The following is a 26,691-nucleotide window of genomic DNA, read 5'->3' as shown; positions in this document are numbered from 1 at the left end:
CATGAAAATTTTACGTTTAAGTCTGAATAATCTGGCTTCTATTGCCGGCACCCAGGACATCAACTTTGAAAGCGCACCGCTGGCTCATGCCGGCCTGATTGCGATTACCGGAAAAACTGGGGCCGGTAAATCGACCCTGCTCGATGCCATGTGTCTGGCGCTGTATGACCAGATTCCGCGCTTAAACGGCGCTGCCGGGGCGCTTAAAGATGCCAGCGGTCAGGGCATCTCGATTAAAGATTCTAAAAATATTCTGCGCCGCGGCTGTACCCAAGGCTTTGCCGAACTGGAATTTATTGCGCTGGATCAAAAGCGTTATCTGGCACGCTGGGAAGTGCGCCGCGCCCGTAACAAGGTCGATGGCAATTTAAAAGTCGAACGCGCGATTACCGCTGTGGAAGATCAGCGCGTGCTGACCCAGAAAATTTCGGAATGCACCCCGACTGTTGAAAAGCTGATTGGGCTGAGTTTTGAGCAGTTTACCCGCGCCGTCTTGCTGGCCCAGTCTGAAGTGGGTGCGTTTTTAAAGGCCAAAGATCAGGACCGCGCCGACTTGCTGGAATATCTGACCAATTCCCATATTTTCAGTCTGGTCAGTCAGAAAGCCTTTGAAAAAATCCGCCAGATTCGCAGCGAAAAAGAACAGTTACAACAGCTGATGGGGCATATTGAGTTGCTTAGTGATGAGCAGCTACAAGCCCTGCAACAGCAGCATGCCCAGAGCAAACTGAGTCTGCATGAAAAACTGCAAAGCGAAAAACTGCTGTTGAATGATTTAAGCTGGTACAAGCAGCAACATCGTCTGCACAGTGAAATTCAGGCCAAAAAAGAATTTTATCTGGTGCAGGTCGATGCCAACCAGAAAATGCAGCCGCAGCGTGACCTGCTGGCGCAGCTGGACCAGTTTCAGGAAATCCGTGAACAGTATCTGCAGCAGCGCCAGCAACAGTTGCAACAGCAACAACTAGCGCAGCAACTTGAGCAATTCCAGCCGGAATTTCAACACTGTGAACAGCAGCATCAGCAGGCACAGCAGCAGCTGGAACAATTGCAGCACAGCGCGCAACAACAGCAGAAAGAACAGCTACAGTTACAACCCGTGTTAGAACAGGCACTACAGCTGGATGGCCAGATTGAGCATCTGATTCAGCGCTATAAAGAAGCCGATGCCCAGCTGAAACAGATTCAACATGAAAAAATTACGCCACTAACCACCCAGCAGCACGGCCAGCAACAGCACTTACAGCAGTTGCATACGCATTTAGAACATCTGGAACAGCAATCGGTCCAGCATGCCTTTCTGGCAGTATTTGACCGTGAGCCGCACAGTATTTTGCAACGCTTGCAGCAATTTCAGAAACTGCAGCAACAGCTACAGCAGCAGGCACCGGCACATGCGCACAGTTCACTGGCCCAGTTGCAACAGCAGCTAGATGATGTAAAACAGCAACAGGCCGATGCGCTCCAGCAGGCCGGCTCAATGGCTGAACTGGAACAGCAAGCAACAGAACTGGAACAGCAGCAGGTACAGCACCAGCAACACAGCCAGCAGCTGGAACAAGCCCTGTTCCTGTTACAACACATGCTGAACGAGCAGCAGGAACAGCAGCAATTACAGCAGCACATGACCCAGCTTCAGGCCGAGCTAAGCAGCTTGCAACAGGCGCAAACTGAAGCACAGCAGCACTACCAGAATGCCCAGACGGCACGTGAACAGCTGGAACAGATTTTTGCCCAGCAGCGTTTATTGCAGGCACAAAGTGTGCAGGAGTTGCGTCAGCAGCTGCAAGCAGAACAGCCGTGTATGGTCTGCGGTAGCACTGAGCATCCATTTGTCAGTCATCAGGATTTGCTGGAATCTGCACTGCAGTCGGTGCAGGACACCCAGTTACAACAGGCCCAGCAGCAGGAACAGCAGTGCCAGCAGCAGCTCCAGCAATTACAACTACAACATTCCAAACAGCAAACCCTGCTAGAACAGAAACAGCTACGCTCTAGCCAGCTTCAAGACAGTGTGCAACAGAAACTGCAGCAGGTTCAAAAGCTCAGCCCAAACACACAGCTGGATGATACAGCACACGATCTGACCGCCTTGCAGACCACACTGCAACACAAGCTAAATCAGCAGCAACAGCAGTTACAGCAGCTAAAAACTCGCCAGCAACAGCTGAAAAGCCAGACCCAGCAGCTGCAACATTTGCAGCAACAGATTCAGTCCCTGCAGTTACTCTGTCAGCAATTCCAGCAGCTGGAACAACTGATTGAACCGGTTACCCAGGCACTGGAACCGGCCCAGCAAGCGCAATGGGCGAACCAGGCCGAGATGTGTCAGACTCTTATTGCCCTGCTGAGCAGCCGGACTCAATACCTGCAACAGCGCGAGCAATGCCTGCAACAGCAGCAGGAATTACAGCGCCAGATCAAAGACGGCGAACAGCAACTACAGTTCTATCAGCAGCAACAGCAACAGCTGAGCAATGACCTTACCCATGCACAAACTCAAGGCAGCCAGTTGCGCCAGCAGGTACGTGATCTCAGCCAGCAACATGCTGGACAGGTGCTGGATACCGGCAAAGCCTGGCAGCAGCTGTTACGAGAGCAGCAGCAACAACTCCAGCAGCAGGTAGAACAGCAACACCTGCACTGCCGTCAGCTGGAACAGCAATTCCAGCAGGCGCAGCTGAAACAGCAAGACCTGCATACACGCCAGCAGCAGCTTCTGGAAAGTGTACAGCAGCTACAGCACAACATTCAGCAGTGGCAAAGCCAGCATCCACAGTTCACTGCCGAGAAGATTGAGCAGTGTCTGGGTATTGATCTGGCCAGCTGGCAGGCCATGCGTCAGGCCATCCAGCAACAGCAGCAAGCCATGCTCAGTGCACAAAGTGCGCTGGATGTATTGCAGGAGCAATTCCAGCAGCATCAGGCCCAGCAACCAACTGCCAGCTATGATGAGGTGACCACCCAACTGGAACAGCTGGAACAAGAAAAAAACAGCTTGCAGGAGCAGTTTAACCAGCTGGAAACCCAGTTACGCATGCAGCAACAGGCGCAGGCACAACTGTCCAAATTCCAGAGCCAGATTGAAAAAATTCAGGCTGAAGAATATCGCTGGGGCCGGATTGCCGATTTAATTGGCAGCAAGGAAGGCACCAAATTCCAGAAAATTGCCCAGGAACATCATCTGGATATTCTGGTGGAACATGCCAACCAGCAACTGCAGCCACTGGCGCCGCGTTATCAGCTACAACGTATTCCCAACAGTCTGGGCCTCGCGATTCTGGATCATGACATGAATGGCGAAATCCGGCCGGTACTGTCTTTATCGGGGGGTGAAACCTTCCTGGTATCACTGGCGCTGGCACTGGCCATTGCCAATATGGCCTCCGGCTCCATGAAACTGGAATCGCTGTTTATTGATGAAGGCTTTGGGACGCTCGATCCGGCCTCGCTACATATGGTGATGAACGCACTCGACCGGCTGCAAAGCCAGGGCCGTAAAGTGGTGCTGATTTCCCATATTCAGGAAATTCACGAACGGATTCCGGTCCAAATTCAGGTCAAACCAATTGGTGCTGGGGCCAGTACCCTGCAGATCGTAGGCTAGACCATGTTCTGGCACTATCGTCCGCTCTCGCCGCAGCTCAGCCTGCAGCTGGAAAGCCTGCGCGGATGGAGTGCCATTCTGGTGCTGTTCAGCCACTGTTTTCAGGCCTTTATTGGTCCGCTGGATCAAACCCTCTATTCGGGTGTGCGTCTGCTCGGACAAGCCGCAGTGATGATGTTCTTTGTTCTAAGCGGCTATCTGATTGGACATTCCATCCGTCACAATATCCATCGCCATCGACAGTTTTCAGGCTTGGCCTATAGCCGGCAACGCTGCCAGCGTATTCTGGGACCATTTTTATTTGCCATGTTGCTGACCTTGTTATTGTATGCACTGGCGCCCTATTTCTTTGCATCCGGCTCCCATAACATTGAGGCGAGCCAAAGCTTTATGATCCGGCACAGCTATGACATTAATGCAGCCGATTTTCTCGGTTCACTGTTTTTCGTCAATGGTTTTGTAACGCCAACCGTATCGGCCAATGCTGCCCTCTGGAGCCTGAGTTATGAAGTCTGGTTTTATGTTCTGGCCGGTTGTCTGGTGACATTCAGACCTGGGAGCATCCTGCTGTTTTTAACCCTGCTGCTTGGCTTAAGCCTGCTCAATATCCAGTTCCTGATTTATTTTCTGGTCTGGTTGTTGGCTTTTGCTTTTGCCAGTCCGGCATGGAGCAAACAGATTCCAGCCGCCCAACTGCACTATTTTAAATCCGGTTTTCTGCTCTTGGCGGTGCTGATTGCCCTGTTTGATGCCTACCAGTTTCACTCCATTTATCTGGCGCAGTACTATACTGGCGAAAATTTCAGGCTGTTTAACCTGTGTATCGGGATTGCAGCGGCCTGCTGGCTGCTACAACTGGCGCGTGGTGAACGGCAGATTCAGGTGATCTGGCCGGCTTCCGCGCAGTTTTCCTATACCCTGTATATCACCCATTTCCCGTTGCTGATTTTTATCCTGGGCTGTTTCCCGTTTACGCTGCAGCATGGTTTAGGAGTGGCTCTGCTCAGCCTGATTATCACGATGGCGGTGCTGATTGGTTTTGCCTGGCTGGTGGCGCAAAAACTGGAACCACCTCGCCGAATTGAACGGCACTTATCCTAAGCAGGCTGTGACACCAAAGAACAATCTGAATATTGTAATGCAGCATTATTTCGAATAATCGCGCGCACCAAATAATGCCGTACCAATCCGCACCATGGTCGAACCTGCGGCAATTGCTGCATTTAAATCACCGGACATGCCCATACTTAACGTATCCCAATCTGCAGGCTGTGCATGTTGCGCCTTGACCGTATCAAACAGTTGTTTGGCATCCTGAAAGGCGGCAGTGTTATTTGGTGCCGGAATCACCATCAGGCCACGTAAACGTAAATTCGGCAACCGACTGATCTGCTCGACCAGCGCCGGTACTTCGCCAGGGCTACAGCCATCTTTGCTATCCTGTCCATCAATATTGACCTGCAGGCAGATATTCAGTGGCGCCTGCTGATCGCTGCGCTGATTGGACAAGCGCTCAGCAATAATCAGCCGGTCTACCCCATGTACCCAGGCAAATTTTTCAGCCAGATGTTTGGTTTTGTTGCGCTGCACATGGCCAATAAAATGCCACTCAATCTCTAAATCCTGCAGCGCCTCAATTTTTTCCAGCGCTTCCTGTAAATAGTTTTCGCCAAAGGCTCGCTGTCCGGTCTGGTACATTTCCTGCAACACAGCACTCGGATGGGTTTTGGAAACCGCCAGCAGCTGGACCTCTGCCGGGTCACGCTGCGCCTGCTGACAGGCATGCTGAATTTGTTCTAACACATGTTGACGCGATTTTTGCAGGCTATTCATTGATGCGGTTCTCATTTTCATTCATCTTTTTTACTTTGCCCTCGTGCTAGGTGTTGGTTAAGCTGAGGGAAAGCCGTATTATTCTAACAAAATAATTAAGATTTATATGATCTCGGGGAACTTATGGATATTACAGAACTATTGGCCTTTTCGGCAAAAAATGGGGCATCGGATTTACACCTGTCGGCAGGCATGCCGCCACTGATTCGTGTGGATGGTGAAGTACGCCGCATCAATTTGCCCGCCTTGGAACATAAAGAAGTCCACAAGCTGGTCTATGACATCATGAACGACAAACAGCGCCGTGATTATGAAGATAACCTGGAAACCGACTTCTCGTTTGAAGTCCCGGGCGTGGCGCGTTTCCGTGTTAACGCATTTAACCAGAACCGCGGTGCAGGCGCGGTGTTTCGTACCATTCCCTCTAAAGTGCTGACCATTGAAGATTTGGGAATGGGTCAAATCTTTAGAGATATCTGTGACTATCCACGTGGCCTGGTGCTGGTCACGGGGCCGACTGGTTCGGGTAAATCCACCACCCTGGCGGCGATGATTGACTATATCAATGACAATCGCTATGACCACATCCTGACCGTGGAAGACCCAATTGAATTTGTGCATCAGTCTAAAAAATGTCTGGTCAACCAGCGTGAAGTGCATCGTGATACCCACGGCTTTAATGAAGCACTACGTTCGGCGCTGCGTGAAGACCCGGATATTATTCTGGTCGGTGAGATGCGTGACCTGGAAACCATCCGTTTGGCACTTACCGCGGCAGAAACCGGTCACCTGGTCTTTGGTACCCTGCATACCACCTCGGCGGCAAAAACCATTGACCGTGTGATTGACGTCTTTCCGGCCGAAGAAAAAGATATGGTGCGTGCCATGCTGTCTGAATCTTTACAGGCGGTCATTTCACAAACCCTGCTCAAGAAAAATGGCGGTGGCCGTGTGGCGGCGCATGAAATCATGATCGGGATTCCGGCCATCCGTAACCTGATTCGTGAAAACAAGGTTGCACAGATGTACTCGGCCATTCAAACCGGTGCCAACTACGGTATGAGTACGCTGGACCAGAGCCTGAAAGCCCTGGTCAGCCGTGGCGTGATCAGTCCACAGACCGCGCGTACTGTGGCGAAACAGCCAGAATCGTTCCTCTAATCGTGTGCAGGAAGCCAGGACAGCGCTATGGACTTTAATGATTTATTGAATTTAATGATTCAGCAAAAAGCATCGGACCTGTTTATTACGGCCGATGTTGAGCCTTCCATGAAAATTAACGGCCAGATTGTGCCAGTGGCCAAATCCAAACTGACCGGGGAAATTGTCGGCCAGCTGCTCAACTCGATTATGACCGACAAGCAGCGCAAGGAATTTGCCGATACCCGTGAATGTAACTTTGCCATCACCAACCGTGATAAAAGCGCACGTTTCCGTGTCAGCGCTTTTCAGCAGCGTGATGAACCGGGCATGGTGCTGCGTCGGATTGAAACCAAAATTCCGACCATGGAAGAACTGAAACTGCCACCGATTTTAAAAGATCTGGCCATGACCAAACGTGGCATCATCATCTTTGTCGGGGCAACCGGTACCGGTAAATCGACCTCTTTGGCGTCAATTATTGGTTATCGTAACCAGAATTCCAAAGGTCATATCATCACCATTGAAGACCCGATTGAATTTGTGCACGAACACGCCGGCTGTATTATTACCCAGCGTGAAGTAGGCATTGATACCGATTCGTTTGAAGTGGCACTGAAAAACACCTTGCGTCAGGCCCCAGATGTGATCCTGATTGGTGAGATCCGTTCACGTGAAACCATGGATTATGCAATTGCCTTTGCCGAAACCGGTCACCTGGTATTTGCCACCCTGCACGCCAACAACGCCAACCAAGCCATTGACCGGATTATCCACTTCTTTGAGGCTGACCGTCATGGCCAGCTGTTTATGGATTTATCACTGAACCTGAAAGCCATTGTGGCACAGCAGCTGATTCCTACTATTGATGGCAACTCACGTCGTGCCGCGATTGAACTGCTGATTAACTCGCCACTGGTGTCCGATTTAATCCGTAAAGGCGATGTGCACGAAATTAAAGACCTGATGAAGCGTTCACGTGAGTTGGGTATGCAAACCTTTGACCAGGCCCTGTATGACCTGTATAAAGCCAAGCAGATCAGCTACAAAGATGCCCTGAAACATGCCGACTCGCCAAACGATTTGCGTCTGCAAATCAAGCTGTCGGAAGAAGGCGGCGAGCGTTTAATGCATGCCACTTCGAATATTACCTTCGACGGGCAATAATTTTAGGCAAAAAAAACAGGCTGATCTTCAGCCTGTTTTTATGGGTTGATTTATTGATTGGCAGTTTTGCGCTTATTTTTTACGGAACGCTTCGCGGCATTCCGGCGCATCGCAGTAGCCATATAAATTCAGTGAGTGACCGGTCAGTTCAAAACCAAACTTTTTCGCCACTTCATGCTGTTCGTGTTCAATTACGTCGTTGGTAAATTCCACCACTTTATTACAGTTCTGGCATACCAGGTGGTCGTGGTGATCTTCCTGCATAATTTCAAAAACCGAATGATTATTTTCAAAATTATGACGCTCGATAATCCCCGCGGCTTCAAACTGTGTTAACACGCGATACACAGTTGCTAAACCCACATCTTCACCCTGTTCGAGTAAAGTCTTGTAAATATCTTCCGCGCTTAAGTGATGTTGTCTTGAATTTTCTAATAATTCCAATATTTTAATTCGTGGAAGTGTAACTTTAAGGCCAGCTTTGCGTAGATCTTGATTTGAAATAGGCATGAAAAAAGGTCTCTCAACAAAATTAAAGTTGGAATATGCAACAAAGTTAAGATGCAGTATGATCTATGCTTGGATCGAATGCATCAATAATTAATTGGGATAGTGTAGCAAAATGCAAAAAGTCATGTTGACGTTATTCGTCACTTCATTGCTCATGGGTTGTTCGACCTTGGGCGTTTATAAAGTAGATATTCCTCAAGGCACCCCCTTAACCCAAGCACAAGCTGCAAAAATTCAGGTCGGCATGAGCCACCAACAGGTCCGCTTTTTGCTGGGTAGCCCAACCATTTCAGATCCAATGAATCCTTTACGTTGGGACTATATTTACCATTATATCCCAGGAACCTATGCTAAAAAAGCCAAGATTCCCGCTGCACAAGGTCAACACTTAAAAATCTACTTCGATCAAACCGGTATTGTGCAGAAAATTGAAGGTTTAGAAACCATTCCTGAACAGCAACCAGGCTTACCGGGTTCAAAAGAAGCAATTTTAACCGCGCCCCCACTATAGCCCCTTTCAGATAAAAAGAAACCCCTCAGTGAGGGGTTTTTCTTATGAACTCAATTGCTTAAAGCGATTGCCTTTGGCATAGCGGCCCACTGGGTTTTTCGCTGCTCGTTTGCGGCGGATATCTTTCGGATTAATGGTCAGCGGCCGGTAAATCTCGACCCGGTCACCCGGTTGCAGTGGCTGCTGCGCATCGGTTAAACGGCTACCAAAAATTCCCAGTTGCAGCGGTTCAGGCAAACTGACCTGTTCGCTAATCCCGCTCTGCTGAATCGCATCCAGCGCAGTCATGCCATTTTGATACGGCACTGCCAGATGAAACTGCTGTTCGGCTGAGGCAAAAGCCACCCAGACATACTGCGCAGTCATCAGAACATTTGTCCAATCACGGCCAGCAGCGCAGCAATAATTGCCAGTGGCAAGACAATACGGATGGCAATACGCCACAGGTTATAAAAGGCTTCACTGCTGAAGTTCATGGATTTACGCAAATGACTGATTTTCATGATCCAACCGGCGAAAATCGCATAAATCAGACAAATCACCAGGCCCCAGATCATCAGCAGCGGATTTAACACACTGGCCAGACCTGGAATGGCCCAGATCAACGTGGCTGCCAGCAGAATGATCCATTGAATTGCCACTGCAATCTGACGCTGTGCCAACTGTTCACGTGCCAGTTGCAGGATGAGCGCAGCAGCCATCACCACAGCAAAAGCCAGCGCAAAAGCGGGTAGCTGAGCAGTCGCGGCAAAGAAAGCAAAGGCAATCACGGCCAGTAATTGCGCCAGCCAGATCGGGAACACGGTTTTGGTCGCCACCTGTTGCTGTTGTACCGCCGGCAAACTGGTTTGCCAGTACAGACCCAGACCTAGGCCACTAGCCACCAACGCCAGTACTGTGGCATTGCCCCACTCGCCAAACTCAAGCGCGGTCATTTGCCATTCAGCAACCGGAGCACCCATCACTTGCGCCAGAATAAAGGCAGCAATCACACCGACCGCAGTCAGGCCAAGCAGCAGCAGACGCGAAATAAAAGACAATGCCAGGGCAACCAGTGCCAAGCCAATAAAAATCCACAACGGTAGAATCGTTGGCAGTGCCAGCTGGGTCAGCATTTGGCTGACATTAAACAGCATCGCGCCTGCTAAAAATGGAATAAACACCGCGGCCAGCCAGCCCACCAGACGCCACTGTGCAGAGGCATCGGCATCACGGGTCAAACTGGATAGAGCCTGCAAGGCTGTAGTTTTTGAGCGCTTGGCCAGCGCAATTTCCATATAGGTCAATGGCAAGGCCAGCACCAGCATGGTACCCAACCACAGCAGCCAGAAGTCCAGTTGACGTTCCAGCTGAATGCCAGTGACCGGTGCCAGTGTGGCAATCAGAATAAATGATAAACAAAATGCCATCAGCGGCGATAACCATCGTGACATAGCATTGTCCTGCATGATGCTTTCCTAATAAAAATCTATCGCTATTTTGCCCTTGTCACCCGGGAAAATCAAAAACTAAAAAAGAAAAAGCAAACCATTGCCATCAATGGTTTGCTGCGCTAGTTTTTAGTCCAATATTGTTGTTCTCTGGTTTTATTAATTGTGCAGTAATTTATTCTGTTTATGAGAAGAAACGGGCAAACCAGTTTTTACCTTTTTTCTTTTCTTTTTCCTGAATAATACCCATCATATTTTCTTTTACAGCGCCAACATAATCTGCATCATCATGCTGAATATGGTTAATTAACCATTTTGACAACACTTCGTGCAGTTCTCCTTCAATGGAATGCCCCATTTCAAAGCGTTCACGATACGACTCGATTTTTTTAATAAATAAGTCATGTACGCGTTTATGTGGTACGCGGTATTTATAACCGGCTTCTTCTTGTAAAGATTCTTCAAAGGTAAAATGAGACTGGGTATAGTCAATAATATTATCGAGAATCTGTTTAATACGGGCACGATCGGTATTTTCACCAATCTCGACAATTTCGTTAATATAATCAAGAATACGTTTATGTTGGTCATCAATCACATCGATGCCAGTATTATATTCTGGAATCCACTTCATTTTCATACGACCACCCCTGAATCAAATGATTTATAAACTTTGAGCATAGTAGCCATATTTAATTTAAAATAAAAATGAAGTGATTTACTTGGGATTCCTGTTTCTGCCAACAAATTCACACAAACCCTTGTTTTATAATGTTTATATTATTTTAACCTGAGCAAAAGAGTCAGTTATTATTTAACCGTTTTATTATTTTCTGCCGTATTTTTAGACTTAAATAAAATACGGCACTATTTAAAATAAAATATACAACAGTAGATTAATATTGATCGGCGCGGGTAATCCGTTTTAATTCCGGATTCAGACGTTCTTTTTCCAAACGTTCAATATAAGTCAGCTGTTTTCTGATCGGCTGTCCCTGCTGGAATAAAATCATTTCGCCGGGGCTAAAAGCCTGCCAGGTTTCATTTTGAGTCAACGGTTCAGTGGTAATCACCGCCACCCGATCTTCCGGTGTGGTAACCTGGCTAAAATCGACCTCGACATCAATATCAATTAATTGTGCCGGTTTAAACGGGTATTCACGCACCAGCCAGTGCAGTTTGGTGGTGGCATAGCTAAACAGCGCCTGACCATTAGACAGACAGAAGTTAAAGGTGCCATGCTCGGCAATTTTCGGGGAAATTTCGGTCAGCAGTTCAAAGAGCTGCTCTAAAGACGGTTCCACAAAACCGAATTTCAGTACCATCTGATCGAGCAAATAACAGAATGCCCGCTCGCTATCGGTATTGCCCACCGGGGTAAAATGACCGCTTAAGGCTGGATCAAAATGGTGTAAATCGCCATTATGGGCAAAAATCCAGTGGCGTCCCCACAGCTCCCGAATAAAGGGATGGGAATTTTCCAGGGTAATTTTGCCTTGCGTGGCTTTGCGAATATGCGCAATCACATTGCGTGATTTAATTGGATAGTTGCGTACCAGCTCGGCAATCGGTGATTCCACTGCCGACTGGTTATCGACAAATAAGCGGCAGGCCTTGTCTTCAAAAAAGGCGATGCCAAAACCATCACTATGGTCGGAAGTTATGCCAGCACGTTGTGAAAAACCACGAAATGAAAAGGTAATATCAGTAGGTGTTGCACAATTCATTCCGAGTAACTGGCACATACAGGACTTCAACATCTGATTAAAACTGCATTTATTGTGCATGACTCTGTCAGGCCATGCAAATCACAATCGCTGCAAAGTTTTATTTATTCCACAATGTGACGGGTATTTTTCTTGAGTACCATCTTTTTTAGCACCTGGTTCATTTCGACAAAGACAAAATAATCCAGACAGTTAAACTCCTGATCATAATAGGCTTCGGTGGACAGCTTGCCCTGCATTTTCAGGTAAATATCAAACAGCTTGGGAATCCGGCCCTGTTTCAGCGAAGTCATTTCAGAGGCCTGCGGAATATACGCCTGTTTCGAGGCAATGCTACAGCGCTGCTGTTCGCTTAACTGCTGGATATACTGATGGGTATGATAGGCACGCGCTTCATTGCCTTCTAAACGCACACTAACACAGCCAATCAAATAGCGGGCTTTCATGCTCCACAGTACTTTGGGCACCAGATTCAGCCATAAAATGGATAAGGCTTTACCGGCCCGATGCCGTGGATGCACGCAGGTACGGCCAATTTCCACAATATTGTTGAGATGCTTTAATTGCTCTTCAATGGCAAATTCGCTGGCACTATAACTTTGCGCCAGCTCATGCCCTTGAAACAGTTTTAATCGGGTATAGGCCACAATTTCCCCACTGGCCTTATCCCTTAATACGGCATGTTCGCAGCCAAAATCGTAAACATCCTGATCCAGTCCATGCTCAAACTGCAAACCGAACTGGTTGGCAAACTGCTCGGCACGAAATTGCTGTACTTCTTTTAACTGTTTTAAATTTTCAACCCATTCAAAGCTGTATTCTGTTTTTGTTGTGGTTTTAAAATCATATTTGGTATGATTTTTTTTGCTTAAAGGAAAACTCAAATTTTGTCGATATTGATTGAGTTTGGCTAACATCGATCAGCACTCCTAATGTTCTGCCTATACACTAGGCGATGCAGATGACAATTCAATGACCAAAAATCAGCCATAAAAAAAGGCCTCCTTAGAGACCTTGAGTTGTTTTAACTCTTAGTGTTTGGCGGCACGGTTGGTAATTAAAGTGCCCACTCCATGGTCAGTAAAGACTTCCAGCAAAGAGGCATGTGGCACACGGCCATCGACAATATGCGCACTGACCACGCCATTTTTGACGGCATCCAGCGCACAGCCTACTTTCGGAATCATACCGCCATAAATTACGCCGGTTTCAATTAACTGATCGACTTCCTGAGTGGTTAAACCGGTCAGCAGATTCTTGTTGGCATCCAGTACACCCGTAATGTTGGTCAACAGAATCAGTTTTTCTGCGCCCAAAGCTTCAGCCACCTTACCAGCGACCAGATCGGCATTAATATTATAGGTATTACCGTCTTCGTCGACGCCTAACGGCGCAATCACCGGAATAAAATCGCTTTGGGTAAACATTTCCAGTACGTCGGTTTTCACGCCGACCACTTCGCCGACCAAGCCTAAGTCAATTTTCTGTACTGAACCATCTTCTGCGGTTTTTTCCATCAGCAGTTTTTTGGCCCGAATCAGGTTGCCATCTTTACCGGTCAAACCAATGGCACGGCCGCCATGCTGGTTAATTAAATTGACGATAGATTTATTCACGCTACCGCCAAGCACCATTTCTACCACTTCCATGGTCGCCGGATCAGTCACGCGCATGCCATCAATACGGTCAGATTCGCGGCCCAGCTGTTTCAGGAAGGAATCGACCTGTGGACCACCGCCATGCACCACAATCGGGTTTAAACCGACCGTTTTAAGCAGCACAATGTCACGTGCAAATGAACTTTCCAGCTCAGGATCGGTCATGGCATTGCCACCATATTTCACGACCAGCGTTTTACCCATAAAACGTTGAATATACGGCAAAGCTTCTGTCAGAATCTGTGCTTTGTCGATGCCAGTCTGTTGCTGTGGCATGCGCCTCTCCTTATTGAGCATCTAAAATGTCTTGAGCAATCTGCGGATAACGGTTGCTCAGCATGGAAACAAAGGTATGACGAATATCCGCTAATCGTGCCGGATTATCGGCATCAAAACGTACTGTAAAATATTCGCCCGTATTCGATGCTCGAATAATGCCAAAACCATCTTCAAAATCAAGTCGAACGCCATCAATTTTACTTAATTGTGCGGCCAATGGCTGACTTAAGGTTTCAAGCTCATGTAAAACATGCGCTGAAGCAATGTTGTGGGTGCTGATATAAGTATCTTCAGTACAGCAGCGTTCAGGATATTTGGCCAGCAGTTCAGACAGGCTTCGCTCCGGGCGCTGGCTTAAATATTCCATTACCCGCAGCGCAGCATACAGGCCATCATCATAACCAAAGCCACGCCCGTCATTAAAGACATAGTGCCCGGCATATTCACCGCCAAACACCGCGTTTCCCTTTGATTGCGCCAGATACTGACGCAGGAAGGTGCTGCCGGTACGAATCATCACCGGATGACCACCCAGCGCGCGTACCGTATTACGCACCATGGTCGAACACTTCACATCAAACACCACTTCATGCTGTGGATGCTGCTGTAAACACATTTCGGCAAACAGCGCCAGCAAACGGTCTGCACCAATCACTTTGGCCTGTTCATCGACCAGAACCAGACGGTCGCCATCGCCATCCAGCGCAATGCCTAAATCTGCCTGATGCTGCTGTACCGCCTGTTTCAGCTTGCTTAAATGCTTTTCCTGAGATGGGTCTGGGGCATGATCGGGGAAATGCCCATTGGCCTCACAGCGGATTGTGATCAGCTCGCAGCCCAGTTTTTGCAAGACCAGCGCAGCGCAGCGACCCGCTGAACCATGCAGACCATCGAGCACCACCTTAAAACGGCGCTGTAATTGAATATCATCGAGTAGCGCCTGCTGATACTGCAGGCAAAATTCCGGATAAATCTGATGCGGCTGTTCAGCCACAGGCTGCTGTCGATGTGCCAGAAAATAGTTGCTGGCATGGGCCGCCACCTGCTGGATCTTGTCTGGCGTCGGGGGTTCTCCACCCAGAATCCATTTAATACCATTGTCAGATTTGGTATTGTGACTGGCCGTAACCATAATGCCATTGCCATCAAACTGGCGGGCAATGTAATACAGCATCGGACTGGAACAACAGCCCATTAAGGTCGGGCTTAAGCCCTGCTGCTGGAGCACCTGCATGATCAGATCGGCATAGGCCGGACTGCTGAGTCGAGCATCATAACCAATCACCACGCGTGTGCTGCCCGTGTTTTTAATTTGTACGGCCAAACCCAACGCCACCGCTTGCACCAGTTCAGGCGTCAGCAAAGTCACCTTGCCACGAATGTCGTAAGCACGGAAAACCTGAAAAGGGAAACTGGACTGTTGAATATCCATGGCAGAACTACTTTATATATGAATAGGGAGAATGATTGTTTTAGGCTTTTTAATATAAGTTAATATAAGAACTGATTCTATGCGGCCGAAAACAGAATTCACGCTACAAAATGTAATTTTAAGTGTTTGTTGCGTTACTTTCTAGCGTGTTGTGATAAAGCCTAATGTTTAGGCTTTATCATTCAAGCAGATTTTAAGCTTTACCGGTATGGCCAAAACCGCCAGCACCACGTTCGGTGGCTTCAAATTCCTCAACCAGATCAAACTGGGCTTGTACCACCGGCACCAGCACATATTGCGCCAGACGCTCACCTGGTTCCAGGCTAAATGCAGTCTGACCACGGTTCCATACCGACACCATCAGCTCACCCTGATAGTCAGAATCAATCAGGCCAACCAGGTTGCCGAGCACAATACCGTGTTTATGGCCCAGACCCGAACGCGGCAGAATTAAACCGGCAAAATGCGGATCTTCAATATAAATCGCCAGACCGGTTTTCACCAATACGGTTTGACCCGGCTCAATGACAGTGGTCTCATGCACGCAGGCACGCAAATCCAAACCTGCCGAACCAGAGGTGGCATAGGTTGGCATTGGCCATTCTTGGCCCAAACGTGCATCAAGCACTTTTACCTGAACTTTCATCAGTAATTCCTGTTTATATCAATGAATGGTTTAGCGTTTAATTAACGCACGTAAATTTTCCAGATAATGCTGGGCCTGCAGTTTCGGATCGATATCGCCAGCCAGCTTTTTCTTGCGACCCAGCCATTCCAGCTCATCTTGTGGCATTTCATCTAGGAAGCGGCTTGGGGTCATCTGTTTCATCTGCCCGCCAGCCTTACGCTGCTCGGCCAGGGTAATGGTGAGGCCTTGACGCGCACGGGTAATGCCCACGTACATCAAACGGCGTTCTTCTTCGACCGTCTCAGCCACAATCGAGTTTTTATGCGGCAGAATTTCCTCTTCCAGTCCAATTAAATAGACATACGGAAATTCCAGACCTTTGGAGGCATGCAAGGTTAATAAGTTGACCTTGTCAGTGTCTTCTTCCTCCTGTTGCTGCTCCAGCATATCCAGCAGCACCATTTTACGGATCACGCTTTCAATATTTTTTTCGTCCACATCTTCAGCGCGGTTAATCAGGCTTTGAATACTGCTGTACAGCACTTCAATATTGTCCAGCTTGGTTTTTTCCTGCGCAGGCGTGGCGGCGCTTTCTTTGACGTAGTCGATATAACCAGCTTCGTTCATCATCTGGCGGATGATTGGCACCGGTTCATCATCTTCCAGCAATTCACGGGTAAAGTTCTGGATAAAGTCGGCAAACTCGGCCAGCTGAGTCGTGGCTTTTTTCGGAATGGCCATGGTCAAACGCTGATCACCTGCTGCCGCCAGCAAGGACAGATGGTTTTCCTGTGCAAATAAGCCCAGTTTTTCCAAGGTCACCGGGCCGATGGCACGTTTTGGCGTGTTGATAATGCGCAGGAAAGCACTGTCATCTTCCGGGTTAATAATCAGCCGTAAATAGCTCATCACATCTTTAATTTCTGCCCGGGCGAAGAAAGACTGACCTCCTGACAGCTTGTACGGAATCTGCATCTGGCGCAGCTGGGTTTCCAGAATACGCGCCTGGAAGTTACCGCGATACAAAATCGCATAATCTTTCCAGTTTTTACCGTTCATCAGTTTATGCGTGATCAGGTCTTTGACCACGCGCTCTGCTTCATCATCATCATTGCGGCAGGTAATCACCCGGATGACTTCACCATGGCCTTTGTCCGACCAGAGTTTTTTGTCAAAAATATGCGGGTTATTGCCAATTACAGTATTGGCCGCTTTTAGAATCCGGCTGGTGGAGCGGTAGTTCTGCTCCAGCTTGATCACTTTTAAATTTGGGAAATCTTCTTTTAAGAGCGCCATATTTTCCGGTTTGGCGCCGCGCCAGGCGTAAATGGACTGGTCATCATCCCCTACGGCGGTGAACTGTCCCATTACCCCGACCAGAAGTTTGACCAGAATATACTGCGCGGTGTTGGTGTCCTGATACTCATCGACGAGCAAATAACGCACCCGGTTTTGCCATTTATCGCGGACTTCAGCATTTTCCTGCAATAACCGGGTTGGCATCACAATCAGGTCATCAAAATCGACTGCGTTATAGGCACGTAAATTACGCTCATACAGCTGATATAAATGCGCCATTTGGATATCTTCTGGCGTTTCACAGGTGGTATGTGCCTGCTCCGGTGGAATCAGGTCATTTTTCCAGTCCGAAATCATTTTCATGGCCCGCGCAATCAGCTCTTTGCTTTCTGCACCCGATAAATTGTCGCGATGCATCAGATCCATCAGAATGCGTTTGCAGTCGTCGGCATCCAGAATCGAAAAGTTGGCTTTAAGCGGGGTATGTTTCAGCTCTAAACGCAGTAAATTTAAACCGAACGTATGGAAGGTCGAGACCGAAAGACCTTTGGCTTCTTCACGCGACAGCAACTTACCAACCCGCTCTTTCATTTCACGCGCAGCCTTGTTGGTAAAGGTCATGGCGGTAATCCGGTGCGCCGGAATACGGCATTGCTGCACCAGATAGGCAATTTTCCGGGTAATCACCGAGGTTTTACCTGAACCTGCACCTGCAAGCACTAACAAGGGTCCTTGAGTATATTTCATGGCTTCAAGTTGCTTGTCATTGAGTTGACTTGCCAGTGACATAGTGTTTCCTCTATTTCGGTTCGAGCTCGATTATAGTCATCTCCACCACAGTTGCCTAATCTAAAATGCTGCTTTTCTGGTCATAAAAAAAACCACCCGAAGGTGGTTTTTTGAATTCTGGACCGAATTACTGGATCGCGTAAATGCTGATCTCAACACGACGGTTTTGTTCACGGCCTTCTGCAGTTGCGTTAGATGCGATCGGGTTTGATGAACCGTGACCTTGGGCATTAATACGTGCAGTTGATACACCACGAGATGCCAGGTAGCTCGCTACAGATTGTGCACGCGCCTGAGATAACGGGATGTTGATAGAGTCATTACCGGTGCTGTCAGTATAACCTGTCACCAAGATACCGCTCTTGTTATCTTCTGTCAGGACTTGCGCCACTTTATCTAGAGTTGCATAGAAGTTTGGCTTGATGTTTGACTTGTTGGTATCAAAAGTAATGTTACCTGGCATGATCAGGCCAACAGAACCATCTGGGTTACGGTTAACATCTACACCGGTACCAGCCATTTGTTGACGTAATTTTTTCTCTTTATTGTCCAAGTAGATACCTGCAGCCCCACCGAGTACCGCACCAATTGCTGCTGCACGGTTGTTTTGTGCGCTGGTATTGGCGTTCCCTTTAGAAATACCATAACCTGCTGCCGCACCAATAATGGTTCCTAATGCGGTTTTGTCATATTCTACGCCGCCCAGGTTATTACCAGTGGTTTGACAACCTGTTAATACCATTGCCCCGACTACTGCTGAAATTGCTAGTGCACGCATCGCATGCCTCCTTACTTGTGTTTTTCGTATATGGGAAAGTTTGGATGAAATAAAGTGCTTAGACCATTGATTTTTTGTTAATAAATAAACTTTTATTTACAATTTGCAATAATCTCATGTTGTTCTACGCATAAGTTCACCATAATTCCTACACAGTTTCACTTCAACACTTTTTTATTTTAAAAACAACAATTATATTGGGCAGAACTTCGTATAAGTTGTTTTTATATTCAGGACTGTTTATGTCATCTAAAACCAATAAGCAACCGCTCTTAAAAAAAATCACAAAAGGGCTTACGGTCAGCTCAGTGATCACCGGCAGCACTTTTTTACATGGACCGCCGGTACTGGCTTTGGGCCTGACCAAATTGTTCAAGAAATCGGCCAAGGTCGACCAGACCAATATCCAGATTACCAACAGCTGGCTGAGTGTCAACAACTGGCTGATTGACCATGTATTACCCAATACCCACTGGGACATCAGTATTGAAGATGGTCTGGAACTGAGCATGCAGGGCCGTTATTTAATGACCTGTAACCACCAGAGCTGGGTCGATACCACCGTCAACCAGTATTTCGGTTTAACCCGCATGCCGCTGACCCGTTTCTTTACCAAATGGGAACTGATCTTCATTCCTTTTGTCGGACAGGCCTTTAAAATTCTGGGTTTTCCAATGATGAAACGGCACACCAAAGAACAGATTGCCAAAAATCCGGCGCTAAAAGACCGCGATATGCTGGAAGCGCGTAAATCTTGCGAGCAACTGCTCAGCCAGCCATTTACCCTGCTCAACTATCTGGAAGGCACGCGCTTTACCCAGGAAAAGCATGATCAGCAACAATCACCGTATCAGCATCTGCTGAAACCCAAAGCTGGCGGTCTGGCGCTGGCGCTGAATATTCTCGGCAATGAAATTGATGCGCTGGTAGATATGACCATTGTGTATCCGGACGGCGCACCGGGTTATGGTGAATTCTGGCTGGGTGAAGTGCCACGTATTGCGGTCAATCTGCGAAAAATTGACATTCCAGACTGGGTCTTGGGTGGTGACTATGAAGAAGATGCCGCATATCGGGAACGTTTTCAGGACTGGGTGCATCAACTCTGGACAGAGAAAGATCAGCTCATTCATGAAATGAAACAGAAATTTGCTGAGCAGTAAGCGAGTACCAAAAGCATTATGAAGAAACGCGAAGAGCCGGTGATCAAATCTTCCTTTCACTTTGTCAGAAAGGACTCATGGAGCTGGAAAGTGGTGCTGGTATACGACATCTTTATGATGGCGTTAATTCTCATCAACCTGTTCTGCCTGAGTGCCAATGCCATTTTGATGAGTGATTTTGGTGACTGGCTCTTCAACTTTATTCAGCTGCCAGAGGTATTGCAGTTTTATCGCACGGAACTGCGTCCCTGGGTCATTATTACCGAAGGCTGGTTTACCACCTTCCTGATTATTGAATTGCTGGTACGCTGGGGCCTGGCGATTATTTTCCGGCATCATGCCCGCTGGTGGTTCTTCCCTTTCGTGCACTGGTATGAAGTGCTGTCGATTCTGCCACAGCTGCGTTTTCTGCGTTTATTACGCGCCGTGGCAATTGGCTACAACCTGTATAGTCATGGCTACAAGGTTATTCCGGACAGCATCTTCCGACGCGCCAACTTTTATTACAACCTGGTGATGGAAGAACTGTCGAGCCGGATTGTGCTGACCATTGTCAATAACCTGCAACGTGAACTGAGCAGCAGCACTGGTCATCGCCAGTTTATTGATGATCTGGTCGAGCAGCACCGCAAACTGCTGGCCGCAGCACTGGCCGACATCTTGCAGCAATCTTTGGGTAAAGAATTGCAGAGCCAGCGTCAGAGCATTGCCGAAAATGTCGGTCAGGTGGTGAGTCAGGCCATTGAAGATACCCCGGAGCTGACCCAGTTACTGCGTCTGCTGCCAATTGTCGGTGGACGTATGGAACGGCAGATTCAAAGCATTGGCCAACGTTTGGGCGAAAATATTACCCAAGGGCTGATTCAGCCTTTTGCCCATCATGACAGCTTGCCAGATAATGTGGCCTATGCGCATATTGCTGACAAAGTCAGCCAGATCGAGATTGAACATAATCCGCATATTGATGCGTTGGTAGAATCTGCGGTATTTGAAACCCTGGAAGCCATTCGCAAACAGGTGAAAGTGAAAAAGTGGCAACAGATCCTGAATGAGCAGGAAACTGACAAAGAATAGCCAGCAATAAAAATATTTAAACCTTCGGCTAGAGTATTCGGCCGAATTGTTCTAGGATTTGCTCTATTTACAACATTTACTTCGACAACAATGAACAGGTCAGAAGTCTTAAGGAATCATTATGGCTGACATACGGATAAAAGGCAGAATGGTCAATGCGATTCGCATTAGCTTAGATACAGATGATCATGATGCGATCCGCCAGCAATTGAGCCCAATGTTACAAAAAGGGTTTCCACCCCAAATTCCGGCGGTGATTGAAAGTTCGGTAGATCAGGAATTAATTGCCCTGATTCAACTGCTGATTGATCTGAATGTACAGCCACTGGCCGTGGTAGAAGGCATTCTGTCGGAACAGGCGCGTGCCATCCAGTTCCCGGTAATTCCGCAAGATCGTCAGTTACAACAGATCAAAGCCACCCAGGAACAGGTCATTGAAACTCCGGCAGAACCTGAAGCGCCTGCCGCAGAAGCCGCGGTGGTAGAAGCTGCAGCGGCACGAATTTCGCATGTGACCTCTTATCACGATGAAATTCTGCGTACCGGTCAATGTCTGGTCCAGAACCAGGGCGATATTATCTTGAAAGCTGGTATTAACAGCGGTTCGGAAGTGATTGCTTCAGGAAATATACATATTTATGGTAGCGTTCGTGGTAGAGTCATTGCCGGCGCAGGTGGGAACAGTTCAGCACGAATTTTCTGTCATTCCCTAGAAGCAGAATTGGTATCTATTGCAGGCACTTACTGTGTGGCGGACGATATTCCCCCGCACGTAACGAAAAAACCGGTACATATTTACCTAAATGACAACCAAGAGCTTGTATTTGAAGCTCTGGAATTTTAATGTATAAATAAACACCAAAAAACCCCATACACAAAAGGGGGATTTAAACCATAACAGGAGTGGATTCGGTGGCGAAAATTGTTGTCGTAACATCAGGCAAAGGTGGCGTAGGTAAAACTACAACGAGTGCATCTTTTGCAACAGGTTTAGCCCTACGTGGCCACAAAACTGTTGTTATCGATTTTGACGTGGGTTTGCGTAACCTGGACTTGATCATGGGTTGTGAACGTCGCGTTGTTTATGATTTTGTGAATGTTTTAAATAATGAAGCGCGTTTACAACAAGCATTAATTCGCGATAAAGATATTGAAAACCTTTATATTTTACCTGCTTCTCAAACTCGTGATAAAGATGCCCTGACCGATGAAGGTGTGGCACGTGTCATGGATGAGCTTGCTCAAGAGTTTGATTACATTATCTGTGACTCACCAGCAGGGATTGAGCGTGGCGCCATTTTAGCCATGTACCATGCCGATGAAGCGATTATTGTGACCAACCCTGAAATTTCTTCAGTACGTGACTCGGATCGTATTATTGGCATGCTCGACAGCAAAACCAAAAAAGTAGAACAAAACGAAGGACGTATCCGTAAGCATTTATGTATCACACGTTTCAATCCGGAACGTGCCGATAAACAGGAAATGCTCACCATTGACGATATTTCAAAAGATATTTTACGTGTACCAACTTTAGGTGTAATTCCAGAATGTAAAAGCGTTCTGCAAGCATCTAACGAAGGTAAGCCAGTCATTCTGTATAGCGAAACTGAAGCGGGTCAGGCGTATGATGACCTGGTGGCACGTTTCTTGGGTGAAGAGCGTCCATACCGTCACATTACTGCTAAACCTAAAGGCTGGTTAGCACGATTATTTGGAGCGTAATTATGGCAGGATTCTGGAGTAAATTATTTAGCAGCGAAGAAAAAGCATCAAGTGCTCAAACCGCCAAGGATCGTTTAAAAGTCATTGTTGCTTCTGAAAATGGTTTAGGCCGCCGCCTGAGCCAGGACAAAATTGACCAGATGAAAAAAGAAATCATGCAGGTCGTGAACCGCTATGTCCGCGGTGTCGATGAACAGCACATTCAAATGTCGGTACGTTCTGAAGCCAACATTGAAATGCTTGAAATGAATATCAATTTGCCTGAAGAGCGATAATCTGATTTTTGATTAGTCAAGCAAATTGAATCAAGGCAGAATATGAGGCGGAAATAGCAAACTTAAAGCATTGCTTTAAGGATTTGCCCAGCCGCAAGACGAGAAGCTGTGCTTCAAGATAAAGTGCACAAAGACACTTTGCCTCTTGCGAACTCATATTTTGCCTTTTTTTCATTTCGAAAAACTATTCCAGGAGATTGCGATGGCATTGTCTCAACCAGCAACATTCAATGAAGAATGGTCAGATGAGCGTGTATTTGCCTACCTGAATCAGCTTCCTCCGAATGGCGTGAATGCTGATTTCCATGTGCTTTACCATGCATTTAAACATATGCGCCCAGCAGACTATGAGCGCTTACTGACCCAGTTTGTTGCCGATGGCCGTGATGTAAATGCCACCAATCCGGAAGGGCAGCGCATTCATGACGTGATTGCAGAATTCCCGCGCCAAAGCGCAGAATTCTTGGCAGTACTGGCAAAATTTGCTTAAGTCGCACTGCCGATAAAAAGCCCACCTATTGGTGGGCTTTGTTTATAAAGATCGAGAACAGCTTAAACCAGAATTTCACGCTTGCCGTTCGGACCCTGTTCACTGACAATACCCTGCTCCTGCATCTGATCGACAATACGCGCCGCACGGTTATAACCGAGGCTAAACTTACGCTGTAAAGACGATACCGATACTTTACGGGTTTCCAGCACAAAGGCCACACACTGGTCATACAGCGCATCACGGTCTGAGCCGCCATCACCACCATCTTCAAAACCACGTGACGCTGGTTCTTCATCAAATGGAGTCAGAATTTCATCGACATAATCCGGTGAACCCCGTTCACGCCAGGCATCACAAATCCGGTTGACTTCATCATCGGAAATAAAGGCACCATGCACACGTTCCGGTTCAATTTTACCTGGTCCAAGGAACAGCATGTCACCATGACCAAGCAGGTCTTCTGCCCCGCCAGCATCCAGAATAGTCCGTGAGTCAATTTTTGAGTTCACGCGCAAGGCTACGCGAGTCGGGATGTTGGCCTTGATCAAACCGGTAATGACATCCACCGATGGACGCTGGGTAGCCAGCAATAAGTGAATCCCAGCTGCACGTGATTTCTGCGCCAGACGGGTAATCATTTCTTCGGCTTTTTTACCGACCTGCATAATCATGTCGGCAAACTCATCCGCCACAATCACAATTGATGGTAACGGCGTCAAGCGCGGTGCGCGTTCCTGGGTTGCTGAATCGCCCGGTTTCCAGGTCGGATCAATCAGGTCTTCGCCATTGGCTAGGGCTTCTTCGACTTTGCGGTTATAGTCGCTGAGTTTACGGATTTTCAGGAATGACATCAGCTTATAACGGCGTTCCATTTCATTGACACACCAGTTCAGGGCGCTGACGGCATCTTTCATATCCGTCACTACCGGCGTTAACAAATGCGGAATATCGTTATAGTTGGCCAGTTCCAGCTGTTTCGGGTCAATCAGAATTAAACGCAGTTGATCCGGCTTGTATTTAAGCAGCATCGACAGAATCATCGAGTTCACCGCCACCGATTTACCCGAACCGGTGGTCCCCGCAACCAGCATATGCGGCGCTTTGCCCAGTTCGGTAATCACCGGATTACCAGAAATATCTTTACCCATCGCCATCGACAGGATGCCATCCTGATCTTCAAATTTCGGGGTTTGCACCAGCTCAATCAGACGCACCATTTCACGGGTACTGTTTGGCACCTCAATACCGATATACGGTTTACCCGGAATCACCTCGACCACGCGTACCGAGGCCATCGACATGGAACGGGCCAGGTCACGGGAAATATTGGTGACTTTCGAGGCTTTTACCCCCGGCGCCAGATCCAGCTCAAAACGTGTAACTACCGGTCCCGGCTGCGCTTCCACCACTTTGGCTTTGACATTAAATTCCTGCAGCTTGATTTCCAGCAGTTCAGATAAACGCTCCAGCTGCTCTGCGGTGAAGTTGACCTTTTTATTTGGATCGACCTTATCCAGTAGCTCCAGACCCGGCAATGGTGATAAATCACGACGTTTCTCTGCGACCTGCATGGCACGCGACATTGGACGGCCCATGGCATCGGTTAATGGCGCATCAAAGTCAAATTCATCTTCTTCTTGCGGTTTGCCGGCAGTTTCATGCCACGCCTCAATGAATTCTTCTTTCGATAGGGCTTCTTTCACCGCGTCATTGACCACTGGTGCAGCCGCTGTGGCACTTACCGCAGCCTGATGCTGAATAGGCGCCTGTACAAAAGTCGAAGACTGCGCATAACTGCTGGTAGTTCTTGGGGCAGGTGCTTCTGGCTTCAGATCATCAACCAGCAGATCATCCAGCCCTTCAAATTCTTCATCACTCAGACGGTTTTTCGGGCTTGCATACTGCGCTGTGGCAGCCGATGGCATTTCAACCGCTTGTACGTCTGGCACCGGCTGGATGTGCGGTGCAGGTTCAGGCTGCGACTGACTATTAAATGGACTATGCAGATCCTGAGCAGCTTTCCCATTCGGTACAGCAGCCAGCAATTCGTCAAAGATTTCGTCATCATCCCAGTCAATATTAGACTGCGGCGTATTCGATGCAGGCGGTGCATCATGCACGGGCTGGACCACTGCATTAAAATGATCTTTCGGTGCGTGCGGAATCTGATCCTGAGAAGCACGTAACAGCTCATGAATATCCTGACTGTGCTTCTGGTCAGCATCATCATTCAGCGCACGCCAGACTTCACCGGTTGCCACCACACGCTGACTGTCCTGGGTCAGGCGATGGGCTTTTTCGACCGTCTGCTCAAAGACCTGCTCTTCTTCATCCAGCAGATCCTGCTCTGCAGAACGCTGCTGTTCACGCTCGACCATATCATCAAACAGACGCTCGGCCACTTGTTCATGACGGGACACCGCTGGTGCCACCGGAGCTTCTTCGACTTCACGATGTTCTGGTGCCGGCGTAACCACTTCGGCTGCAGCCGGTGCAGCGGCCACCACTGTTTTTTTAACGACCGGTGCCGGTTGATCAGCTTTAGGCACATCACGGTAAAACAGGTCTTGTAAATAAGCTGGCGTGGCTTTTAAAGTCACCCAGGTCCGGTTCCATTTAATCCCAAAGGCCAGTGTAAACAGGACACCCCAGAACACCAGCAGGAAAAAAGCTGCACCATAAATAGTGAGCAGCTGCGACAGGCTCTGCCCCAGTTCATACCCAATAATCCCGCCAGAAGCATTTTCCAGTGTATCGGCCGGCACTTGCCAGAACAAATACAATAGACTGGCAGTGGCCAGCAAAATAAAGAACTGCGCCGCATAACGGAAAGGACGGTTCAGGAAACTACGCGGCCACCACACCTGAATGGCTTCAATAAACAGGTACAGCGGAATCAGCAGACTGGCCCAGCCCAAAAAGCCGAACAACAGGTCGGCAATCCATGCGCCGGCGACCCCGCTGGCATTGGACACCTGCTGGGTATCACTAGACAAATGCATCCAGCCCGGATCAAAAGGGGTATAGGTGACTGTCGCAAGGAACAGATAAATCCCGAATGAAACCAAAAATAATGTCATTATTAAGCGCTGTGCATAAGCACCCGACACCGCAGTCATATACTGTCCTGTAACCAATTTTTCATAAATGTTCTTGTGCAACCCGCCAGTTTG

At 48.0% G+C, this 26,691-nt stretch carries 24 protein-coding genes; 11 read left to right on the top strand and 13 right to left on the bottom strand.

The genetic code is table 11. The features are described 5' to 3' along the window. Position 1: 1 nt before the first annotated feature. Positions 2–3,607, top strand: coding sequence for an AAA family ATPase (locus FTT64_RS07210; RefSeq protein WP_180182215.1), 3,606 nt, complete (start codon positions 2–4; stop codon positions 3,605–3,607). Positions 3,608–3,610: 3 nt separating this feature from the next. Then, on the top strand, positions 3,611–4,708 hold the full coding sequence (locus FTT64_RS07205; protein WP_180182214.1) for an acyltransferase: 1,098 nt from the start codon (positions 3,611–3,613) through the stop codon (positions 4,706–4,708). 45 nt (positions 4,709–4,753) lie between these two features. Here FTT64_RS07205 and FTT64_RS07200 read toward each other — a convergent pair whose 3' ends face one another. Next, positions 4,754–5,440 (bottom strand): YggS family pyridoxal phosphate-dependent enzyme, encoded by a 687-nt coding sequence (locus FTT64_RS07200; RefSeq protein ID WP_005179764.1) that lies wholly within the window; start codon positions 5,438–5,440, stop codon positions 4,754–4,756. A 123-nt stretch (positions 5,441–5,563) separates the two neighbouring features. Between FTT64_RS07200 and FTT64_RS07195 the strand changes: the two genes are divergently transcribed. Next, positions 5,564–6,601: a type IV pilus twitching motility protein PilT gene (locus FTT64_RS07195; protein WP_005179768.1), complete on the top strand. Its 1,038-nt coding sequence runs from the start codon at positions 5,564–5,566 to the stop codon at positions 6,599–6,601. Between the two features lie 27 nt (positions 6,602–6,628). Continuing rightward, positions 6,629–7,747: a PilT/PilU family type 4a pilus ATPase gene (locus FTT64_RS07190; RefSeq protein WP_005179770.1), complete on the top strand. Its 1,119-nt coding sequence runs from the start codon at positions 6,629–6,631 to the stop codon at positions 7,745–7,747. 72 nt (positions 7,748–7,819) lie between these two features. Here the strand turns inward: FTT64_RS07190 and fur are convergent, their stop codons facing one another. After that, on the bottom strand, positions 7,820–8,257 hold the full coding sequence (gene fur, locus FTT64_RS07185) for a ferric iron uptake transcriptional regulator (protein ID WP_005179771.1): 438 nt from the start codon (positions 8,255–8,257) through the stop codon (positions 7,820–7,822). Positions 8,258–8,369: 112 nt separating this feature from the next. On the opposite strand from fur, the gene FTT64_RS07180 reads away from it, so the two are divergent. Beyond that, positions 8,370–8,768, top strand: a complete 399-nt coding sequence (locus FTT64_RS07180; RefSeq protein ID WP_005179773.1) for an outer membrane protein assembly factor BamE — start codon at positions 8,370–8,372, stop codon at positions 8,766–8,768. Positions 8,769–8,810: 42 nt separating this feature from the next. Here FTT64_RS07180 and FTT64_RS07175 read toward each other — a convergent pair whose 3' ends face one another. The 10 genes from FTT64_RS07175 to FTT64_RS07130 all read right to left on the bottom strand — a co-directional run bounded on the left by FTT64_RS07175 (position 8,811) and on the right by FTT64_RS07130 (position 18,788). Continuing rightward, positions 8,811–9,134, bottom strand: a complete 324-nt coding sequence (locus FTT64_RS07175; RefSeq protein WP_005179774.1) for an RnfH family protein — start codon at positions 9,132–9,134, stop codon at positions 8,811–8,813. After that, on the bottom strand, positions 9,134–10,216 hold the full coding sequence (locus tag FTT64_RS07170; RefSeq protein WP_127800517.1) for a hypothetical protein: 1,083 nt from the start codon (positions 10,214–10,216) through the stop codon (positions 9,134–9,136). Before FTT64_RS07170 ends, FTT64_RS07175 begins: the two co-directional genes overlap by 1 nt. A gap of 166 nt (positions 10,217–10,382) precedes the next feature. Next, a complete protein-coding gene (locus tag FTT64_RS07165; protein WP_005179777.1) occupies positions 10,383–10,838 on the bottom strand; it encodes a bacteriohemerythrin in 456 nt (151 codons plus the stop codon). A gap of 256 nt (positions 10,839–11,094) precedes the next feature. Beyond that, positions 11,095–11,943: a class II glutamine amidotransferase gene (locus FTT64_RS07160; RefSeq protein ID WP_075168090.1), complete on the bottom strand. Its 849-nt coding sequence runs from the start codon at positions 11,941–11,943 to the stop codon at positions 11,095–11,097. 86 nt (positions 11,944–12,029) lie between these two features. Continuing rightward, entirely contained in the window at positions 12,030–12,842 is an 813-nt protein-coding gene (locus FTT64_RS07155) for a GNAT family N-acetyltransferase (RefSeq protein WP_005179781.1), read from the bottom strand. A 114-nt stretch (positions 12,843–12,956) separates the two neighbouring features. Then, entirely contained in the window at positions 12,957–13,859 is a 903-nt protein-coding gene (gene argB / locus FTT64_RS07150) for an acetylglutamate kinase (protein ID WP_016659457.1), read from the bottom strand. Positions 13,860–13,869: 10 nt separating this feature from the next. Continuing rightward, entirely contained in the window at positions 13,870–15,294 is a 1,425-nt protein-coding gene (locus FTT64_RS07145; RefSeq protein WP_180182213.1) for a phosphomannomutase/phosphoglucomutase, read from the bottom strand. 193 nt (positions 15,295–15,487) lie between these two features. Then, a complete protein-coding gene (dut, locus tag FTT64_RS07140) occupies positions 15,488–15,940 on the bottom strand; it encodes a dUTP diphosphatase (RefSeq protein WP_005179786.1) in 453 nt (150 codons plus the stop codon). Positions 15,941–15,970: 30 nt separating this feature from the next. Continuing rightward, complete coding sequence (locus FTT64_RS07135) at positions 15,971–18,010, bottom strand: UvrD-helicase domain-containing protein (protein WP_005179787.1); 2,040 nt, start codon at positions 18,008–18,010, stop codon at positions 15,971–15,973. Between the two features lie 127 nt (positions 18,011–18,137). After that, positions 18,138–18,788, bottom strand: coding sequence for an OmpA family protein (locus tag FTT64_RS07130; protein ID WP_104472555.1), 651 nt, complete (start codon positions 18,786–18,788; stop codon positions 18,138–18,140). A 242-nt stretch (positions 18,789–19,030) separates the two neighbouring features. On the opposite strand from FTT64_RS07130, the gene FTT64_RS07125 reads away from it, so the two are divergent. The 6 genes from FTT64_RS07125 to FTT64_RS07100 all read left to right on the top strand — a co-directional run bounded on the left by FTT64_RS07125 (position 19,031) and on the right by FTT64_RS07100 (position 23,515). After that, positions 19,031–19,951: an acyltransferase gene (locus FTT64_RS07125; RefSeq protein ID WP_005179793.1), complete on the top strand. Its 921-nt coding sequence runs from the start codon at positions 19,031–19,033 to the stop codon at positions 19,949–19,951. Positions 19,952–19,969: 18 nt separating this feature from the next. Beyond that, positions 19,970–21,025: a preprotein translocase subunit SecA gene (locus FTT64_RS07120; protein WP_168381989.1), complete on the top strand. Its 1,056-nt coding sequence runs from the start codon at positions 19,970–19,972 to the stop codon at positions 21,023–21,025. A 121-nt stretch (positions 21,026–21,146) separates the two neighbouring features. After that, positions 21,147–21,869, top strand: coding sequence for a septum site-determining protein MinC (gene minC / locus FTT64_RS07115; protein ID WP_005179806.1), 723 nt, complete (start codon positions 21,147–21,149; stop codon positions 21,867–21,869). 68 nt (positions 21,870–21,937) lie between these two features. Continuing rightward, a complete protein-coding gene (gene minD / locus FTT64_RS07110; protein ID WP_005179808.1) occupies positions 21,938–22,750 on the top strand; it encodes a septum site-determining protein MinD in 813 nt (270 codons plus the stop codon). A gap of 2 nt (positions 22,751–22,752) precedes the next feature. Further along, a complete protein-coding gene (gene minE, locus FTT64_RS07105; protein WP_005179812.1) occupies positions 22,753–23,025 on the top strand; it encodes a cell division topological specificity factor MinE in 273 nt (90 codons plus the stop codon). 202 nt (positions 23,026–23,227) lie between these two features. Next, positions 23,228–23,515, top strand: coding sequence for a PA4642 family protein (locus FTT64_RS07100; RefSeq protein ID WP_016659463.1), 288 nt, complete (start codon positions 23,228–23,230; stop codon positions 23,513–23,515). A gap of 62 nt (positions 23,516–23,577) precedes the next feature. Here FTT64_RS07100 and FTT64_RS07095 read toward each other — a convergent pair whose 3' ends face one another. Further along, a complete protein-coding gene (locus FTT64_RS07095) occupies positions 23,578–26,637 on the bottom strand; it encodes a DNA translocase FtsK (RefSeq protein WP_160242864.1) in 3,060 nt (1,019 codons plus the stop codon). Positions 26,638–26,691: the final 54 nt, after the last annotated feature.

Origin of the sequence: Acinetobacter sp. Q186-3 (genome assembly GCF_013420655.1) — a bacterium.
In the GTDB taxonomy this organism is placed as follows: Bacteria; Pseudomonadota; Gammaproteobacteria; order Pseudomonadales; family Moraxellaceae; genus Acinetobacter; species Acinetobacter indicus.
Note: the sequence above shows the minus strand (reverse complement) of the source record. Positions and strands in the feature narration are given on the sequence as shown.

Excerpts from the sequence above, each read along its gene's own strand:
- FTT64_RS07210 (WP_180182215.1), top strand. The coding sequence starts at position 2 with ATGAAAATTTTACGTTTAAGTCTGAATAATCTGGCTTCTATTGCCGGC.
- FTT64_RS07205 (WP_180182214.1), top strand. The coding sequence starts at position 3,611 with ATGTTCTGGCACTATCGTCCGCTCTCGCCGCAGCTCAGCCTGCAGCTG.
- FTT64_RS07200 (WP_005179764.1), bottom strand. The coding sequence starts at position 5,440 with ATGAATAGCCTGCAAAAATCGCGTCAACATGTGTTAGAACAAATTCAG.
- FTT64_RS07195 (WP_005179768.1), top strand. The coding sequence starts at position 5,564 with ATGGATATTACAGAACTATTGGCCTTTTCGGCAAAAAATGGGGCATCG.
- FTT64_RS07190 (WP_005179770.1), top strand. The coding sequence starts at position 6,629 with ATGGACTTTAATGATTTATTGAATTTAATGATTCAGCAAAAAGCATCG.
- fur (WP_005179771.1), bottom strand. The coding sequence starts at position 8,257 with ATGCCTATTTCAAATCAAGATCTACGCAAAGCTGGCCTTAAAGTTACA.
- FTT64_RS07180 (WP_005179773.1), top strand. The coding sequence starts at position 8,370 with ATGCAAAAAGTCATGTTGACGTTATTCGTCACTTCATTGCTCATGGGT.
- FTT64_RS07175 (WP_005179774.1), bottom strand. The coding sequence starts at position 9,134 with ATGACTGCGCAGTATGTCTGGGTGGCTTTTGCCTCAGCCGAACAGCAG.
- FTT64_RS07170 (WP_127800517.1), bottom strand. The coding sequence starts at position 10,216 with ATGCAGGACAATGCTATGTCACGATGGTTATCGCCGCTGATGGCATTT.
- FTT64_RS07165 (WP_005179777.1), bottom strand. The coding sequence starts at position 10,838 with ATGAAAATGAAGTGGATTCCAGAATATAATACTGGCATCGATGTGATT.
- FTT64_RS07160 (WP_075168090.1), bottom strand. The coding sequence starts at position 11,943 with ATGTGCCAGTTACTCGGAATGAATTGTGCAACACCTACTGATATTACC.
- FTT64_RS07155 (WP_005179781.1), bottom strand. The coding sequence starts at position 12,842 with ATGTTAGCCAAACTCAATCAATATCGACAAAATTTGAGTTTTCCTTTA.
- argB (WP_016659457.1), bottom strand. The coding sequence starts at position 13,859 with ATGCCACAGCAACAGACTGGCATCGACAAAGCACAGATTCTGACAGAA.
- FTT64_RS07145 (WP_180182213.1), bottom strand. The coding sequence starts at position 15,294 with ATGGATATTCAACAGTCCAGTTTCCCTTTTCAGGTTTTCCGTGCTTAC.
- dut (WP_005179786.1), bottom strand. The coding sequence starts at position 15,940 with ATGAAAGTTCAGGTAAAAGTGCTTGATGCACGTTTGGGCCAAGAATGG.
- FTT64_RS07135 (WP_005179787.1), bottom strand. The coding sequence starts at position 18,010 with ATGTCACTGGCAAGTCAACTCAATGACAAGCAACTTGAAGCCATGAAA.
- FTT64_RS07130 (WP_104472555.1), bottom strand. The coding sequence starts at position 18,788 with ATGCGTGCACTAGCAATTTCAGCAGTAGTCGGGGCAATGGTATTAACA.
- FTT64_RS07125 (WP_005179793.1), top strand. The coding sequence starts at position 19,031 with ATGTCATCTAAAACCAATAAGCAACCGCTCTTAAAAAAAATCACAAAA.
- FTT64_RS07120 (WP_168381989.1), top strand. The coding sequence starts at position 19,970 with ATGAAGAAACGCGAAGAGCCGGTGATCAAATCTTCCTTTCACTTTGTC.
- minC (WP_005179806.1), top strand. The coding sequence starts at position 21,147 with ATGGCTGACATACGGATAAAAGGCAGAATGGTCAATGCGATTCGCATT.
- minE (WP_005179812.1), top strand. The coding sequence starts at position 22,753 with ATGGCAGGATTCTGGAGTAAATTATTTAGCAGCGAAGAAAAAGCATCA.
- FTT64_RS07100 (WP_016659463.1), top strand. The coding sequence starts at position 23,228 with ATGGCATTGTCTCAACCAGCAACATTCAATGAAGAATGGTCAGATGAG.
- FTT64_RS07095 (WP_160242864.1), bottom strand. The coding sequence starts at position 26,637 with ATGACTGCGGTGTCGGGTGCTTATGCACAGCGCTTAATAATGACATTA.